This is a genomic window from Priestia sp. MDV22-iso46 (assembly GCF_058629175.1).
Genome location: NZ_JBZVWT010000001.1, coordinates 1,168,463 through 1,185,377 on the forward strand (window position 1 = coordinate 1,168,463; position 16,915 = coordinate 1,185,377).

A 16,915-nucleotide genomic window follows, 5' to 3' on the forward strand; every position below is an offset into this window, starting at 1 on the left:
CAATGACAAAAAACACCTTAAATCATGGCATTATAATTTTATTAGAATTTTATCCAACTTGGTTAGCATTACCTCGTGAAAAAAGAAGAGAGCTTGCAGAGGATTTATATTCAATAATCGAAAAATACAGCGAGAACGTTAAAGTGAAGTTCTTTGACGCTGATGCCTTTGGAGACGGTACTTATACGGATTTCATTTTTTGTGGAACATCAGATTTAAAAATGTATCATTTTATGTGGGAAGAAATTCGTGATACATATGCCTATTCAAATGGTTACTTTAAAATGAAAAAAGTGATGATGGGCGTACAGAATGCTTATCAAAAATTCGAGGAAGAAGTCTTAGAAATGGGTTCTGAACACAAATAAAATCTTAGTGTAGCAAAAGATGAAGACGAAATAGATCTTACATTTAAAAAAGGCTGCACAATATTTTGGGGTTATTACGATAGCATACCTATCATTTCTACCTCTCACAACAATCTATTGTCATTCAATTATTAACTCATCCTCAACAAACATCAATGGGGTTGAATTTAAATATAAAAAGTAAATTATAGATTGTATCCTTTATACCTTTTAGTTAACTAACATGTATATAATGCTATTTATGACTATGAAAAAGAAGCCACGCTATCTTAGTGGCTTCTTCCCACATGTACAATGTAGTTACTATTTTAGTTAGACCATTTTTCTTCACTATCAATCCATTTGTTCTCATTTAAATCAAACGATTCTATGTCATCATGAAAATTAAGATAAACAGGCAGCTTAATTTCACTGTCGCTGGCTTTATTCCAGCAAGAAATAAACCAGTTTGTAATTAATTCTTTCTCAGCAGCAAATATTTCTTCTTCATTTGCTTCATAGAATTCCCAAAACTCACCCGAATGCTCGTCGGCTAGCTCATAGTATTCAAACTCTTCAAGTAACTCATAACTTCCTGAAAAAATGGCACGATTGTTCCTTTCATAGAAAACTTCGTTCGCTTCATTGTCCATAGAAAACATCATAATAGACAAATCAAATGGTTGGATAAAGATTTCAAAGTCCAGTAAATCAATGCCTTTATAATAATGAAAAGTATGTACTTTTTCGATATTGTTAATTAACTTATCCTCATTTTGCTCAAGTATTTTCTTTAATGAACCAATATATGAATCAACCGTAAATAACTCATTACTTTTATTTTCTTCTTTTGTATGCTTCCAAGTATTAAAACGCTTATTAATCTTTGTTTTAATAGCCTCATAATTGTTCCACGTATCTTCTACCTTATAAAGTGATTCTACATGAGGAAATATATCTTCATAATCATCTAAATAAATTCCTTTATCGAAATCAAAATAATCTTTTGTAAAAGCCTTTCCTTCTGCATTCAGCATATCGCTTGCAAAGATGCCATCCCATTCCGTGTAAACTTCAGTTCCGGTCATATTTTTTTGTTTGAATTTTAGGATCTCCTGTGCAGCTTCTTCTTCAAATTCTTTGCTGTATAAGTTTTCTTCAATGATCCATCCAAGATACATTCCAGTATGAACGAACGCCTGCTTTTCACTCAAGTTATTTGGGAAATCTCCTTCGTAATGCCATTTAGCTTTATCATAAACGGTTGTCATAGACCCTGTCTCTTCTTTCTCTGCATCTTCTGTCAATACATTTTTTTCCTGTTCGCGACTACTTTTTTTATTTAACGAGTCTTCACAACCTTGTAGTAATAAAATAATAAATACAAAAAACGGAATACACTTTAATTTATACAAAATTCCCTCCATACATTACATCAAAAGTAAACGATATACTGCATTATATACTGTAGAGGCTAAACAATATATATTTTAACTGATGAAAATAGGATTATAGTAAAAAAATGTGGTTGAGGTAAGGATGATTACCAGTAACAATTGTGTTAAAATTTAATATCTATCCACTGTCCTGCTACCACTTTCTCGTATGTTCCCCACTGAGGAGAACTAGTGTCTATCCCCTTAACTCTTACTGGTTCAATAAGGTCTTCCTGACAATTCTTCATAGGGTTTGATACATACACCCAGGATACCTCATTATTTGTTTCTTTTAAGAATGTCCGAATAAAAAAGTCCTCTGCTTCTTGCAGTGTTTCGAAACTATAATCTCCGATCGAAGGTTTATCATCTAGCGTATCGTAAAGAAACATAGTTACTTCATCTCTAAATTGAACTATCATAACTTTCTTAACATTGTTTATAGATATATCTAAAGCTATATATTTTCTCATTGAATCTCCTAGTTTAAATAAACTTTCACCTAACATAATAAATATTGTGAGGTGCATTAGCTATTTATAAATAGGCTACAGAATTCTTGTTTTGAACGTATCCGTAAATCTTAATAACATTGCCGTTTGCTTGTCCTGTAAGCTTTTATAGTGCCAATTAATATGGTCAAGTTCTAACTCTATTTCAATTAATTGTTCTATAACTTTCTCTTTATCTAATGAAGAGCTAAGAAGAGCTTTAATTAACCGCTCAAGTTTATTACTACTCTCAGAAATGTCATTTAAATCTAAATCAGTCTATTTATTAAAATAAAAAGCACCTCAATTAATAGATGCCTAGTTTTTATTATTATTTTTCTTCTGTAATCATAAACTGTACCACATTATTTAAATTGATGTGCACTAGCTCTTTTTCATTCGAAATGAATCTTTCATATTTTGTTATATGACTAATGACTTCTTTCTTTGATGGGGCTTCGAATTTTAATTCCTTTGTCCTGCCATTTATAAATTCGAAAATAACTTTAAATTTAAGCATAGGTGTATCTCCTCATTATCTACTTATTATTTTTGTTTCATTAATTCTTCTTCAAAGAAAAAAACACTTGAATATTTAGTAACCGTATAAGAGTATCTTTTCATGTTTTTTACATAATGACTTTTTAAGATTGTTACTAATTCATTCGATACTCTTATAGTTACTGTTTTTCCATTACTAAATATTTTCACGCTTATATCCTTCATCTTCTCTCCTATTAAAAATAATAAGATTATCGTATTATTCTTATAATAGAGCTGAGAAAAGCTTACATCAACCCGTATAGATTTCCCTCATTCTGGTATATGGGCTCAAAAAGTATATAGTTATAAAATAGTAAAGGATTATTTTCTATAGATTTTTTTATGACCTACTGTCACTTTTCTACCTCTCCTACGTTCTGCTCTTGCCTTTTTAATAGCGAACAGAGCCAAGGAATGTTCGCTATTAATGATGGGTGTAAAAAATGTGTCAGTCCCTAGTCATTCCTACTATCTTTGGGCTAACATTTACATACGCATCAATGCGCCATTAGGCTTTGGTAACTCCTCAGCTGTTATCAGATTCATTTTACAAAAATGTTCAAAAAATTGTTGTGCCAGCTCTCTTTCCTTTGGGTCACTTTTCAACTCAGCTATATCAAGCAAAATTTGAGCCATCCATAAATTATCAAAATAACGGTATTTGCCTGTATTCCATGTCATTTTTTGGGATGACCTTTCATTTACATAATATTTCCAAAAAGGCATCTGATCCGATTCCTGTTCTGTAAGTTGGAGTCTGTATTTTGAATGAGCAGGAATATATCCATCTTCACAAAGCTTACCGATAAAATCTTCATTCACCATATAGACGCCTAAGATACGTCTGTCTTTTTCAGGCATACTGGAATCTATTGCTGTTAACAAGACAGCACTATTTTGGTGCAAACGGATGGGTTTGGTTGGCTTCCCCTTGTTATTACCGCTTTTTATTACGCCTGAAAAAACCTTCCACTCTAAAAGAGAACTATTCTGTTCTTCTGTGTCACACCAAAAAACCATTTGTGATTCAGAATGAAGTTTATGATTTTTCATAAGTTTTTCAAGTCCCCAGCGAAGTTCTTGGTTTTTTCGTTGTAGTTTTTTTTCCTCTTCCTTCTTCCGTTCTTCCTCGTTGTGTTCCATTTCCTTTTTTTCTATAATTTTTTCGAGTGAATGAGCAACACTTTTATCATGCAGTTTTAGATGCTTTCCAAATACATCGGGGAAAACAAACTTTTTATTTTCCGATGCGAAATGTATTTCAATACTAGAATCATTATATTTAACTATACTACCTATCCCAAAAAGCTTGTGTGTAACTTTCTTATTGATTAAATTCATTATTCTAGACCTCCTTGTAGAATAAAAACTCGGTTACTATTAGATAGTAAATTAATAATTTTATTCAACTAACTTACCTTTAAAGCTCACACAACTGTTTGAGTTTTTTTAGTTTAAAAAAGTATTGAAAAAATGTATCCATAATTCTATCTGAAAAAAACACAGCGGAATTTAGAATACGATCGAAAAAACAATTGTAAAACTATTATAACATTTTTTGAAAATATTACAAATTTTTCATTGACAATATATTTTAATTTGAGGTAAAATGGAGTTTTGTTATTTATAATAACTCGAAATAAAAGTCTCCAACAAGTCACGAAACTTCTGGAAAGTCCCTATAAATAACAACTTGATTACCGGTGATAAGCGAAATGATTCCACCATTAAACTAATCTTTAAACTAACCCTCATTACGTTGGAGGCTTAGTTTAGGATGTACTACTACAGTAAGTGTTACAAGTAAAAAGCAAAAGAAGAAGATATGAATATTATTACCAAGTGTTTAGAAATTCTCATATCAAAAATTCCGTGCATTATTCAATGAAAATAAAATGGTAAGAAACACTAATTGATATAAATGATTATTACTCCTTTATAAGCTATAATATAAAATGAGGAGTAGTGATGTTAGTATGTATTATTACGGCAAAAGAAATCAAGAACCTTTAGCTCAAGAACAAACAGAGGTTTGGGAATGTACAGTAGAAGACTGTAAGGGCTGGATGAGAAAAGATTTCTCTTACGACAACCACCAAAAATGCCCTTTGTGTGGAAATCACATGGAAGCTGGAGAACGGCTTATTAACAAAATTCCCCTTAATCCCCATCGAAGATAATTTGTACCAAATTATTTAATTTAATTGAAAATATAGTTAATTCATTTGCATTTGCTTTCTATTTCTATTGTATGTTATAACTAGTTATACCTTGTATCGATCGTCTTGTCTAAAACCCAGGCTTTTTTTAAAGCCTGGGTTTTCTATTGAACTAATAGTAGATAAATCATGGTTTTCTAATTATAAGACCATAAAAAAGGACTCCTTCATAAGGAGTCCTTTTTGTTATCACTTTTAATTATGCTTTGTGAACGTTAGCAGCTTGTGCTCCACGTTGACCTTGCTCGATATCAAAAGTAACTTTTTGACCTTCTTCTAATGATTTGAAACCTTCACCTTGAATAGCACTGAAATGAACGAATACATCGTCTCCGCCTTCGATTTCAATGAAACCGAAACCTTTGTCTGCATTAAACCATTTTACTGTACCTTGTGTCATAATATTGCCTCCTGCTGTGGAATACTCCACAAATGTATTACCTCTCTTGCCCAATCATACTATTTCAAGATAAAAACTTCTGTTTAAGGTTTTTTCTTCTCTCAATCTTATACCGAACAAAAATAAGTTAAGTATAGTGTAACACATAGAGATATTCATAGCAAATAATTGCTTTTTTCCATTCCTTCACAAAAAACAGTATTATGAGAAACGCTCAGAATTGCAACGAGTGGACAATGACCCGCGAAATAAAGAATATCTTCTTCTGGTAGCTTATCAGTACAACATTTCAACACTTATGCACCAGAATCCCCTTAACTATGTATAGTTAATTTATGGTTAAGGTTGTCCAATATAGATAGTCTCAAAAAGTACACTTTTTGGGATTGTGAAAAAATGCCTTAAAAAACAGCTATCCCATCCGAAAAAGTATACTTTTTCGGACTCCTAATTCTATACTTTATTCAAACACTAAAGGAATAAAGTTAAAAAATTTATTGGAATTAATAAAATTGCTTTAACGAAACTCAAATAAAAGGTTAATTAATACTTTTTTATGAATTAATTTACTTTTAATTTATTTTTAACCATATTTTAATGATTCAATATAATCATTGGATTATAATGGAATTACCAAAGTGATTATCCTTCTTTCAACTTGCTTTCTATCTAAAGCAAGTCTTTTTATTTATCGGAATGAAAATGACTAGAATGATATAGGTTGCACCGTATCCACATATTTCATTAGTAATCAAATTAAAATATATTTCAAATATACAGAGAAACGCTCTCTGAGGGAATGAACTTTGGTTTTACATATAATAAATGGTTCGACATAAATTTGAGCAATTTAGAAGCTCTTATTTTCTTCTTATTATTGATTTTGAAACACTTGCTTTTTGAAATTAGTTAACCTAATGTCACTCTCAAGAACTACAAACGCCTTTCATCAAGAAGTATTTATAACGTGCTATATTTAATAAACTTCATTTCTATATACAATCCAAAAGTTAATAACATATATACTGATAAAGCATGGAAATAGGAGAGGATATTCTTGACTAAAAATCATCCATATTTAGATGAGAAAGTTATGACTATAAAAATCGTTACTGAAATGACAGGTTTATCAGAAAGGCAAGTTCGTTATTATGAAGAGCGAGAGCTTATTTTCCCGAAACGAAACTCTTCAGGTACCCGAATGTATTCCTTTTCCGACATTGAAAGGTTAATGGACATCGCAGAAAAAATTGAAGATGGGGTTCGAACACGAGAATTGCGTAAGGATTTATTTTAAAATAGGTAAATTTGATTTGTTCTTTCAGTCTTTGTTCATGTTTACTCAATCCGTATCTTCAATATTTAATGGATCATTTTCATTTTAATTTTTATAAGTGTATATAAAACAAGATTTTTATGCATCCCATTACCATTTAGCCTAGAGAGAAACATTGATACATAAAGAATGTATAAAAATTTGCATATTCTATAAAAATGACTCTGTTAGAACCCTTTACTCCCATAAGGGTTCCTTTTTAGGTTGTGTACCGTAAAGAGGTATTATGTTAACTGAACATTCATAGGTTATAGAGTCAAAAAATAGAAGGAACTACTGTCCCTCAACAGTAATTCCTTGCTGTAATATAAATGTATTTTGGATGATCTAATTTATCTGAAGTGGTTTATACAGAAAGAATGATTGACGAATAACTCACAGAGATAGATTCTTTTTTAGTTATTTACTAACTTCCACTACGAATGGAACTATAAAGACTTTGTTACTGCGCTGAAACTCTCCCCAAATTTTATAGATGCCAGGTGAAGGAAATGTTGTATGGAACATAGCATTAGATCCTTTTACCCTTTCATCCATCGGATGTACGTGCAGATATTTTGTTGCGTCTTGATTTAGAATGACAACGTGTCCTACAGCTCCAAGGTATGGTTGTAAATCCTGAATAGGCTGTTTGGTTTGAGCGTCTTCAAAATAAAAATTTAGCATAGTTTCCTGATTCGCTTTTAGCTGGCTATCTATTTTAAGAGACACTTGATTCCCATTCGCAGTTTTTACCAATGTCTTATCAGGTGTAAGGCTAACAGGAGCTGGTGTATTTCCCTTAACAGAAACCGTATGCATTTGAACTGTATCCGATTGTCCTTTCGGTACAAGGTCAGCAATTAACTGAAATGATCCTCCCTGAGTAAACGTAACAGGTACTGTGAACACACCTTTTCCCTTATAAGTAGGATGGATGTGTTGATATTTTGACAAGTCTTTGCTTGCAACAATCAGATGCATTTTCTTTTCGTGATTTACCTCAAATTCAGAAATAGGCTTCCCTTTATTATCTTTGATTGTGATTGTTAACTGGTTGGTTGTATTAGCCTGAGGATAATGTACAAACTTCCAATCGGTTTGTACTGCAACTTGTTGTTTTTCTTTTGAAGAATCGTTATGGTCCATGTTTGCCATGTCGTGTTTCATCTGCTTATGTTCAGAATCCTTATTACATGCAAACAAAGCAATCATAGTTAAGAGAGATACCACGATAAATAGTAACTTTTTCATATATACACCCTTTCATTTGAATCAATACATTCAAGGGTTATCTACTAATTCAATTTATAAGCACGTTGAGGTCTTTATAAATCATATGCCTGTTTTTAAAGTGCTATGACTTTTTGTCCTTTAAAAAACAAACTACCTAAAAATAGAAAAAACTACTGGGACAGCAGTAGTTTTTTCTATTGCAAACTATGTTTTTATTGATGACTTTAATCATCATGAATAGTGTGGTTACACTAATGAATTTTATCCCTAGATAATCGATAAGAAAGAAAGCTGCCAGGGAGGGCAGCTTTCTTTCTTACAAGGTTGCAGTGGAAGACGCCGTTCAGACATCTTGAGTAGTTTGCTCAAATGATAAAAAAGTATTCAATTTAGGCAAGTTGCCTGATAAAGAATGAAAACATATAGTGTAGTCAGAATGCTTTCAGCTCTGAATCCGTATTTTTTATAACTTCCCTGATCTATAAAATTAAAAAGCGCTTTTCCGATAAAAACATTCATGACAGCTAGCTAAAGCTTATACATATAGTAAGAGATAAATTGACTGAAAAGGTGATTATTATTCGGAAAATACTGGTTGTTCTAGTCGGAAGCTTATTGTTAAGTATAGGAATTAATGGATTTTTAGTTCCTCATTATTTGTTAGATGGGGGAACAATTGGGATTGCTCTCATCCTTCACTATTATTTTGAATTTCCTACAGGTGTGATGATTATTATTTTGGGTTTTCCATTATGCTGGTTTGCTTGGGTTTATGAAAGAAATTATTTTTATAATAGTTTTTATGGTTTAGTTATTTCTTCTTTATTGATTGATTGGCTAGAACCTATTAAAGACCAGTTTCAACTTCCTGTTTTTCCTAGTGTAATTCTTGGAGGAGTGTGTATTGGGACGGGGATTGGTCTTATGCTTCGATATGAGACAAGCACAGGAGGAACAGATTTACTAGCACAACTTATATCAAAAGCTTTTTCTTTAAACATAGGGATGGTTATTTTAATTATAGATGGTTTTATCATAACAGCAGGTCTTCCTTTATTAGGACCTAAAACGTTTCTTTTTTCATGTTCGACAATTTTCATAGGTGGAATGACGACTTCGTTAATTACTAAAAAAGAATAATTTGGATTATAAAATTAGTATCTTCTATCCTCCATTTTTTGCACTTTCTTGATTTTTATAAATTTAAAAGGCCCTTATAATAATTCTGAGATTGACTAAAGGGTTCTCTTTTATGGTTCGTTCCTAGAGAATCCATTATGGTAACTAAAAGGCGAAAAAGCTACCTTTGGGGAAGATGGCTTTTTCTACTGATAAATAAATTAGGTTGTAAGTGGAGTCCTAAAAGACTTCTTAAGTAGTTTGCTCATTATATAAGTTTTTATCAAAGTTATTTTATTACTCAATTGGACCAAGCATCTGTTGGGCCATATCTTTATACTCTTGCATCCCAGAGCTTTTAGCAAACTCAGCAACAGTAATTGCCTGTGTTGTTGCTAACTCTATGATATGCTCTTTCATAAGTGGCCACGCTTTTCCCCCTGCTTTCTCATATGCAGTAATAGCTTTTTCCAATCCACCTTCTCCAGTAAATAAATAGTGAGCAAGAAAATCACGAGATACATCTGTAACGGCTACTTCGGTCCAATCTATTAAGCCAGTGACCTCTGATTGGTGATTAATTAAAATATGCCCCGGATGAATGTCACCATGGCTAAGGCTGGTATAGTTTGGCCACATATCATCATTAGCTACCCAGGCTTCCCAACGATTCAACAAATTATTACGCACCTCATATTCATCTTTTACTTTTTGCATTTTTTCTTTCATTAACTCTCTTGCTTCCGTTGCCGTATAAACCTTAATACCAGCCTTCTTTACTACGTTTGTTGGCAGTTGATGTAACTCTGCTAACATGCGTCCGAATGATTCGTAATATGTGGATGGAATATTTTCTATATCTAAAACCCACTCGTAATTTTGAATTTTAGGATTAATGGTACCCACAGGCACTCCGTCTAATAATCTATAAGCAATGAGTTCATCGGTGGAAATTTCCCAATTGGGTGCTTGAATGGCTGTATATCGATTTACAGCATCTAAAACCATCTTTTCTTGATTAGCTTTTGCCATAGAGTCTAGTCTGCGCGGGATTCGTAAAATCCATTTTTGTCCCTGCTCATCCTCTGCATGGGCAACTTGAAAATCTAAGCCTGATTCATTCAATTTCATTGTTTTTTCGATTACATTTAGGCCTTTTCTTTTTGCTAATTCTTTAATTTCTAGTTTATTCATCTTAATTATCCTCCCATAAATATTCAATTTTTTTTACTTTGTTCGTTGCCCTTTTTATTCTCTACAGCTCTTCTTCTCACAACTAATGTTATCAATTAATAGCTATTTATCAGTATAAATCAACAGTTAGAAACACAAAAAAACTGCAGAAATCTCTGTCTGCAGCTTAAAGTAACCAAGTATCAACCTCCATGTACTCAGTAATACCTCGAAGAAACCATAACAGTAGATTGTTCAAGGTAAATGAGTGCATTTTTAGGTTAGGTATAACAAAAGAAAGATAGATGAACCCACCTTTCCTCATGTCACACATTGCTATGTCCGTTGAAGATTATTAAAAATGGACAGACTGATCCTGTTTACTCTGCAAGTATTAAACAGAGCCTTTGAACATATTAAATTACTTGTTCAAAGTACGGATACGCAATCTGATTGAAGCAGTCATTTTTAATAATCCTCCTTATTGTAGAATACTTTCATTTTATAACATAAAATTATTATTTTCCATCCCCCGATAAAAGTCTATTTTACTTATCTAAAAGGTCTATTGCTAGGAGTAATGTTTGCACGAGAATTAACATATTAGGTAATACTTATCAAAAAATTTACTCTATAAAGATTTATACTAATACTCTTCCGGTAATGATCATGTTAACTAGATATGTATGCGGTATTGATGTTATTAAATAAGCTTATAAGGATTACCATGCTTGGGATACAAACGAACAGATCAGTTTGGATTTAAATAATATCAATACAGCATTGAATTTACCGATATTATGAAAAATTTCCTGGAACAGTTTAACACTAATCAAATAAACTGTTTCTATTAAACCATTTTGATTTTATTTGGCAGAAGTAAATAAATTTAATACTTCTTGCTTACTCGTGTTTGTTTTACACTATATAATGAAAACAATTAATTGACTATTTTTATTATGAAAAGGTTGGAGCAGGAAATTCATCAATTTTGATACGAAGTAAACTATAAGGTTTCTCTCGTAAGTCTTTTCCATAATGAAATCTAGGCTGTCGATGTAATTGGTTTACAATGACATACAAATATTGATCCGGGCCAATTGAAAAAGTATCCGGCCACAAAATTTTCGGATCATGTGCGATAGTTTCCATTATGCCATTTGGCAATATCTTACGAATACTGTTGTTCTCGTAATCTCCAGCATAAACAGTTCCCTTTGCATCGGTGATCATTCCATCAGACGCACCTTTTTCTCCCCAATACTCCACATGATAAATTAAATCTTTATCTGGTATAGTTCGGTCCCTTAGAACTTCTGTTGAAATCGAGAAAAGATGACGACTGGTTAGTGGACAAAAAAATAAAACTTTGCCATCGGGAGAAATTGCTATTCCATCAGAAGCCAACCTAAATGGGGAAGTTGAGCCATCTATGTTTCTATTCATCAAAATTTCACCTTCTACCTTCGGTAAAAAATAGGGATCGGGTGAAGTTGATTTTTCTCCATTTAATCGTCTAAACGCGTTTCCATTTGATAAATCTACGACAATAATAGCTCCTGGTCCTCTTGAAGAAGAATCCGTTATATAGGCATAACCTGCTTTTCCAACACGAAAATCAAAACGGACATCATTCAGATAAGTTGTAGGTAGAACAACATCTTCTGTAAAGGTATATACTTTTCTTATTGTATTGGTTTCTAAATCAACAGCGACTAATTTTGCTCCCCCTTTAATAGGTTCAGAAAAATTGGGTGCCGCTGTATCTAATATCCAAAGCGTTCCCCTTCCATCAGCAACTACACTTTGGACACTGATGAAAGTCATTGTGATATTTTCGGAGTTAACCAAATTGGTTTGTAAATTAGGATAAGACTGCAATTTATCCTGAATAATTTCCGCCACTGTAAATTTAACATCGTCTCCCCATTTCGGAAAGCAAATGAAAATACGACCGGTTTCTGAAACAGTAACACCTGTAGGCATAGCACCATAAAATGCATAAACTAGTTCTAAATTACCGAAATATTTTTCACTAGGTAACATAGGTTTCATAATATCCTCCTCAAACATTCAAACGGGATATCTCATATATATGGTTTATATTTTTTCTAATGCATGTTTCTTAATAAGTTTTTCTATACGAAAAGATGATTGAATTGATTGTTTTCGAAATTTAATAAGTCTGTCAGAAGAAAGGAAACATTTTAATTTAAAGGTCTCCAGATGAAGTAGAATTCAATTAGCAGGTAGCGAAGTTCAATATTCCCGAATCAACATTAAGCTGTTATAAATAAGAAATTAGGAAAATTTTCTTTTTTAACTTTATGAAGAAATGTATTTAAGCTAAACTGCCTCTTTAGCACAATAAGCACTTCAACCTTTAGCAATTTAAGTCCACTACTCTTTTATCATAGCTTTGCTTTTTAAAGAATTTTCGTATAAAGTGATGATTACATAGAATACTGTATCAGTCAGTGGTTTAATAACATTTCGGAGGAAAAATGCCAATGAATACAAAAGACTTAAGAAATATCCATGCCCTCGTAACAGGTGCTTCAAGCGGCCTAGGATTTTCCATGGCGGAGGCTTTGCTTCAAGCTGGAGCCACGGTGGCGTTAGCTTCTAGAGTTGGAACTAAATTGGATCAAGCAGTAGAGAAATTAAAGCGTGAGGGTTATCCTGCTGTTGGAATTCCTTTGGATGTTCGATCAGAACAATCCGTCAATAATGCGATCAAATGGGTGAAAAGAGAATGGGGGAAGCTCGATGTTCTCGTCAATAATGCGGGAATTGGGATGAGGACAGTAAACCCGCGTTTTTTAGTCGAGCCTCAGCCATTTTTTAAAGTAACACCAGAGGGGTTTCGAGATTTAATTGATACCAATCTCACAGGATATTTTTTAGTAGCTCGAGGGTTTGCTCCTTTAATGATGGAACAAGGTCATGGGCGAATCATTAATATTTCTATGAATCATGAGACTATGAAAAGAAAGGGTTTTGTACCTTATGGACCATCGAGGGCAGCCACTGAATCACTCTCATATATAATGGCCGAAGATTTAAAGGAATATGGAATTATGGTGAATATGCTTTTACCGGGTGGTGCCACTACTACCGGGATGATTCCGGACGAAGTTCGAAAAGAGATTGAATCAAAATTCCAGCTATTAGATCCAAGGGTTATGGCCGAGCCGATTGTTTTTTTAGCCTCAGCTGCTGCAGAGGGAATCACAGGTGAAAGAGTAGTTGCCACCGATTTTAAAGACTGGCTTCTCAAAAGAAAATAAGTTTTTAATCACAGGGACGGATCCTTTCCTCTTTGAAAAAGTAGAGCTGTCCCTGTGATTATTCTTTTATATTTTATAGAATGTCCAGCTCCAGCACGGGTATAAGCCAATCCGTCAAGAAGACTAAAGAGCAAACCTTCTCGCTAGCTTGTCTGGAGTCACGCCTCTCATCTACACGCTTCCGCTTTTGTTCCTTCGGGTTCTGCATAGTTTTACAACACCTGTTATTCATAGCCAAGGAAAGAATTCCTTCTTCAACTAACCTGCCCCATTACTTTAAGTACATTCCTCCACCAACAAAGAAAGCATCGCCCATGACAACATCATCAATGATGTCAAAATTGGGCTTACTGCCGTTCAATTTCCCCGACTCATCCCCATTCATATAAAATCGATATCTCATAGATCGCAAACCCCTACAATTAATTTTACTTTTAAGTACTTCTCGTTCACATCGCTTATAATACAGGCATTTCCGTACAATGGTATAGTCGTTTTCTGTAATTAATTTAGTGAAAAAAAAGAACCCAAATTGAGTTCTTTTTCACGGTGACCGTTTCTATTTCAAATAAGTGAGAAAGCGATTGTACATATTAAGCATTTGCTAGCCGTTAATTTAAGTGAAAATGTTCATAACCAGGAAACAATTTTATATCAAAATAGAACCTTGCTTATTCACTGTTTACTGATCTAAAATTGGAATTTCCTTAGTATAACCTCCTACATCAAAGATAAACTATCTTTGTGGAGGTGCTAAACATTGGGTCGAAAATTTGAAATAAACCTTGTAAAATTCCTTTATTTCTTTGGTATTAGTTCTTTTATATATTTAATAAAAAAACCACTTGCAAAGGAATGGCTCCTTGTTTTCTTTATAAAAAGTTACTATGCATCATTGGTCGATAATCTGGTTGTAAAAAGAGGCTATGTTCAATATCCCACCCGATTTCCAAAACAAGTTAAAACAAGCGTGTTGTTTGATTACATACTTTTCCCAATTACGTGTGTCTTTTATAATCAACTAACTAAGGATTCCCGCATCATTCAGTGCCTTTTAAAAGTTCTGTATTTCAGTATACCTATGACTATTGCTGAGCTATGGTTAGAAAAAAATACACGTCTTATTAAATATAAAAATGGATGGAATTGGACAACTACTTTTTATTCTCTCTCTTTTTCCTTATTATTGGTTAGATTTACAATGTCTGTTATAAGACTTATCTTCAATAATAAGTACGATTTATCTTAGATAGAGGTTGTCAATCAATAATAAGAGCCAAAAAGAATATAGGGACATTTGAAGAATGATTAAATCTGCATATTTGTTTCAATTATTCACAATTTCTTCTCTACATTAACTTAAATATCCTACTGATTTTCTGTTAATAAACACCAAAAACGGTCAGTTATATGGAGAACTTTTTTTAATGCGTTAAAGGTATCAATAGTTTCTTTAGTCACTTCGATAATTTTGTATGTAGTTACAATTCGATTGTTTCTTTTATCAGTTGATACAGCAAGTACTTTTGGTATTATAATTAAAGTTACTGTGCCTATTCTAGCTTTAGCTACAATCTTAGAGTTTATTTATTCTTTCTTTATCATCAATAGAAGAAACACGTCAAAAAAATGAGCTTTACTCTACAAGAGCAAATAGGTATTTGCTGTATTAAATGTGGAGGAAATCGCTGACTAAGAATTAGAGCAGAAGGGCTAAGAAAGAAGAGTTATTTATTAATTTTGCATATGAACAACCTTAATACGATGGATACTTTATTTCTGCGATTATCTCATTCGATTCATACACTTTAGGCAGAGATTCTTTAAATGGGAGTATAAAATACCTCATGCATTGTTAACATCTCTAAAGAATTTACCTGTTAACTTGTCCATTAGGAAAATAAAAAAATCCATGAAATTATTTGAATTTCAAGGACTTTTTTATTATGTTTGTTATATGATATCTACTCACTTTAGTACTTCGTTAAAACAGTATAAAAGCCTGTCTGCCATATTGATTATCCTTACTTTCAACCCACTTGTTTCTCAGGTGAATAATTGCTTTTGTTTTGTTTTTCTTCACCTGGTAATTTCATAAATATCATCAAAATAGCACTAACAAAATACAAACCAGCAAATATCCACATGACTCCGTGTACACCCATGCTACCAATGAATGTTCCTACAATTGCAGGTGCAATAAAGTAAGACATTCCAGCCCCAAAACTTACAATAGCCATAGCTGAGCCTTTCTTTTCAGGTGCTAGTGAACTTACTAGAGCAGAGAGTGGTACATAACCACATAGAACGATTCCAAAAAATATGCCTACCACAGTTAATGCCCAGAAATTATGCCCGAACATTTGAGGAGTATAAAGCATAACCAGAGTCATTACACCGCAACCGAAACTGCCAATCCACATAATTGTCTTTCGCCAACCTAACCATTTGTCACTGATATAGGGAATGACTAAGTTAAAAGAGATATTGGCCACCCACATAGTTCCCCATATTTGTAACCATTCTTCTGTACTGTATCCATATTCAGAGGACAAGTATAGAGGGAAAAAGATTGGAAGAGCACCTACGCCGGTGGAGTTTATTATACGAACAACTCCTCCTATTGCAATTTTTGGCTTTTCAATACAAATAGTTAGTCCACTGAGTAAATTTTTCAATTTTTCCTTGCCGTTACCCTCACGTTCATGTACTTGGCCTTTTACAACAACAACTCCAATTAATCCACCGATTAACACCCATACGACCGCACTCCACATTAATCCGATATATCCGATTTTCGGAATCATATAAGCTGGAAAATAACTTCCAACAACATAAAGACCCCCACTCCATGCTGCCCAAAATAGCCCTATTGCCGTAGCTAAAATACGTTCAGGACTGCGATACGTAACCCAAACTAAAAACGAATAGCAAAATAAAGGATAACCAAATCCTCGAATAGCATAAGTTGGTAACATAACTGCATAATTATGCGGTTTTAGACCATATTCAATAAAAAGAATTTGACCTACTAACCAGATAACCAAGCCTGCTATCATAACCTTTCTTGGTCCCCATGCTTCTGTAAGGACACCCGAAAAGTAGGAGGCGATTGCTAATATAGCTCCGTATGCTGCAAAGAGAGTAGAAGATTGTTGAACGGTTAAGCCATGTTCAATAAGATACGGTGAAAGCCAACCATGTTCGAGACCATCTCCTACCATAAAAATTAGAGTTGCGATATAGCCCCAAATCATAGCTGATGGAAGACCTTTGGTGTTTTGCTCTCTTTTTGAAATCGCATTCATTTTAATCACCTCAAAATTATATATTTAACAATGCTAAT

Annotated in this window: 15 protein-coding genes and 2 pseudogenes; 6 read left to right on the forward strand and 11 right to left on the reverse strand. The window is 33.1% G+C overall.

Annotation, left to right across the window (positions count from 1 at the left end):
- Positions 1–2: 2 nt before the first annotated feature.
- Positions 3–368: a darcynin family protein gene (locus AC4NPH_RS06045; RefSeq protein ID WP_029324491.1), complete on the forward strand. Its 366-nt coding sequence runs from the start codon at positions 3–5 to the stop codon at positions 366–368.
- 827 nt (positions 369–1,195) lie between these two features.
- On the opposite strand, the pseudogene AC4NPH_RS06050 reads toward AC4NPH_RS06045, so the two are convergent.
- From AC4NPH_RS06050 to AC4NPH_RS06070, 5 genes and pseudogenes are all read right to left on the reverse strand, one after another.
- Positions 1,196–1,618 (reverse strand): annotated as a pseudogene (locus AC4NPH_RS06050) (DUF7832 domain-containing protein); the annotation flags it as partial.
- A 290-nt stretch (positions 1,619–1,908) separates the two neighbouring features.
- Positions 1,909–2,256, reverse strand: a complete 348-nt coding sequence (locus AC4NPH_RS06055) for a hypothetical protein (protein ID WP_491938655.1) — start codon at positions 2,254–2,256, stop codon at positions 1,909–1,911.
- Positions 2,257–2,605: 349 nt separating this feature from the next.
- Entirely contained in the window at positions 2,606–2,794 is a 189-nt protein-coding gene (locus AC4NPH_RS06060) for a hypothetical protein (RefSeq protein WP_063671277.1), read from the reverse strand.
- 26 nt (positions 2,795–2,820) lie between these two features.
- Positions 2,821–3,000: a hypothetical protein gene (locus tag AC4NPH_RS06065; RefSeq protein WP_053487163.1), complete on the reverse strand. Its 180-nt coding sequence runs from the start codon at positions 2,998–3,000 to the stop codon at positions 2,821–2,823.
- Positions 3,001–3,303: 303 nt separating this feature from the next.
- A complete protein-coding gene (locus AC4NPH_RS06070; protein WP_025601729.1) occupies positions 3,304–4,158 on the reverse strand; it encodes a hypothetical protein in 855 nt (284 codons plus the stop codon).
- Between the two features lie 635 nt (positions 4,159–4,793).
- Here AC4NPH_RS06070 and AC4NPH_RS06075 point away from each other — a divergent pair.
- Positions 4,794–4,997 (forward strand): cold-shock protein, encoded by a 204-nt coding sequence (locus AC4NPH_RS06075; protein WP_016763693.1) that lies wholly within the window; start codon positions 4,794–4,796, stop codon positions 4,995–4,997.
- Between the two features lie 238 nt (positions 4,998–5,235).
- Here AC4NPH_RS06075 and AC4NPH_RS06080 read toward each other — a convergent pair whose 3' ends face one another.
- Positions 5,236–5,436, reverse strand: a complete 201-nt coding sequence (locus AC4NPH_RS06080) for a cold-shock protein (protein WP_013056497.1) — start codon at positions 5,434–5,436, stop codon at positions 5,236–5,238.
- A gap of 1,093 nt (positions 5,437–6,529) precedes the next feature.
- On the opposite strand from AC4NPH_RS06080, the pseudogene AC4NPH_RS06085 reads away from it, so the two are divergent.
- A pseudogene (locus tag AC4NPH_RS06085) lies at positions 6,530–6,727 on the forward strand (MerR family transcriptional regulator); the annotation flags it as partial.
- Between the two features lie 444 nt (positions 6,728–7,171).
- On the opposite strand, the gene AC4NPH_RS06090 reads toward AC4NPH_RS06085, so the two are convergent.
- Positions 7,172–8,005 carry a DUF8832 domain-containing protein gene (locus AC4NPH_RS06090; protein ID WP_098315192.1) on the reverse strand — a complete coding sequence of 278 codons (834 nt, stop codon included), beginning with the start codon at positions 8,003–8,005 and terminating at the stop codon, positions 7,172–7,174.
- Between the two features lie 540 nt (positions 8,006–8,545).
- Here AC4NPH_RS06090 and AC4NPH_RS06095 point away from each other — a divergent pair.
- A complete protein-coding gene (locus tag AC4NPH_RS06095) occupies positions 8,546–9,127 on the forward strand; it encodes a YitT family protein (RefSeq protein ID WP_057274758.1) in 582 nt (193 codons plus the stop codon).
- A gap of 276 nt (positions 9,128–9,403) precedes the next feature.
- Here the strand turns inward: AC4NPH_RS06095 and AC4NPH_RS06100 are convergent, their stop codons facing one another.
- Positions 9,404–10,300 carry a macrolide 2'-phosphotransferase gene (locus AC4NPH_RS06100; RefSeq protein WP_098315193.1) on the reverse strand — a complete coding sequence of 299 codons (897 nt, stop codon included), beginning with the start codon at positions 10,298–10,300 and terminating at the stop codon, positions 9,404–9,406.
- A gap of 936 nt (positions 10,301–11,236) precedes the next feature.
- Positions 11,237–12,334, reverse strand: a complete 1,098-nt coding sequence (locus AC4NPH_RS06105) for an L-dopachrome tautomerase-related protein (RefSeq protein ID WP_057274757.1) — start codon at positions 12,332–12,334, stop codon at positions 11,237–11,239.
- Between the two features lie 455 nt (positions 12,335–12,789).
- Here AC4NPH_RS06105 and AC4NPH_RS06110 point away from each other — a divergent pair, with 455 nt between their 5' ends.
- The gene (locus tag AC4NPH_RS06110; RefSeq protein ID WP_231101713.1) at positions 12,790–13,569 is read left to right on the forward strand and encodes an SDR family NAD(P)-dependent oxidoreductase; all 780 of its coding nucleotides are present in this window, start codon (positions 12,790–12,792) and stop codon (positions 13,567–13,569) included.
- Between the two features lie 271 nt (positions 13,570–13,840).
- On the opposite strand, the gene AC4NPH_RS06115 is transcribed toward AC4NPH_RS06110, so the two are convergent.
- Complete coding sequence (locus AC4NPH_RS06115) at positions 13,841–13,972, reverse strand: hypothetical protein (RefSeq protein ID WP_255256000.1); 132 nt, start codon at positions 13,970–13,972, stop codon at positions 13,841–13,843.
- Between the two features lie 357 nt (positions 13,973–14,329).
- On the opposite strand from AC4NPH_RS06115, the gene AC4NPH_RS06120 reads away from it, so the two are divergent.
- Positions 14,330–14,818, forward strand: coding sequence for a CBO0543 family protein (locus AC4NPH_RS06120; protein WP_041816532.1), 489 nt, complete (start codon positions 14,330–14,332; stop codon positions 14,816–14,818).
- A gap of 781 nt (positions 14,819–15,599) precedes the next feature.
- Here the strand turns inward: AC4NPH_RS06120 and AC4NPH_RS06125 are convergent.
- Positions 15,600–16,877 carry an MFS transporter gene (locus AC4NPH_RS06125; protein WP_013056483.1) on the reverse strand — a complete coding sequence of 426 codons (1,278 nt, stop codon included), beginning with the start codon at positions 16,875–16,877 and terminating at the stop codon, positions 15,600–15,602.
- Between the last annotated feature and the right edge of the window lie 38 nt (positions 16,878–16,915).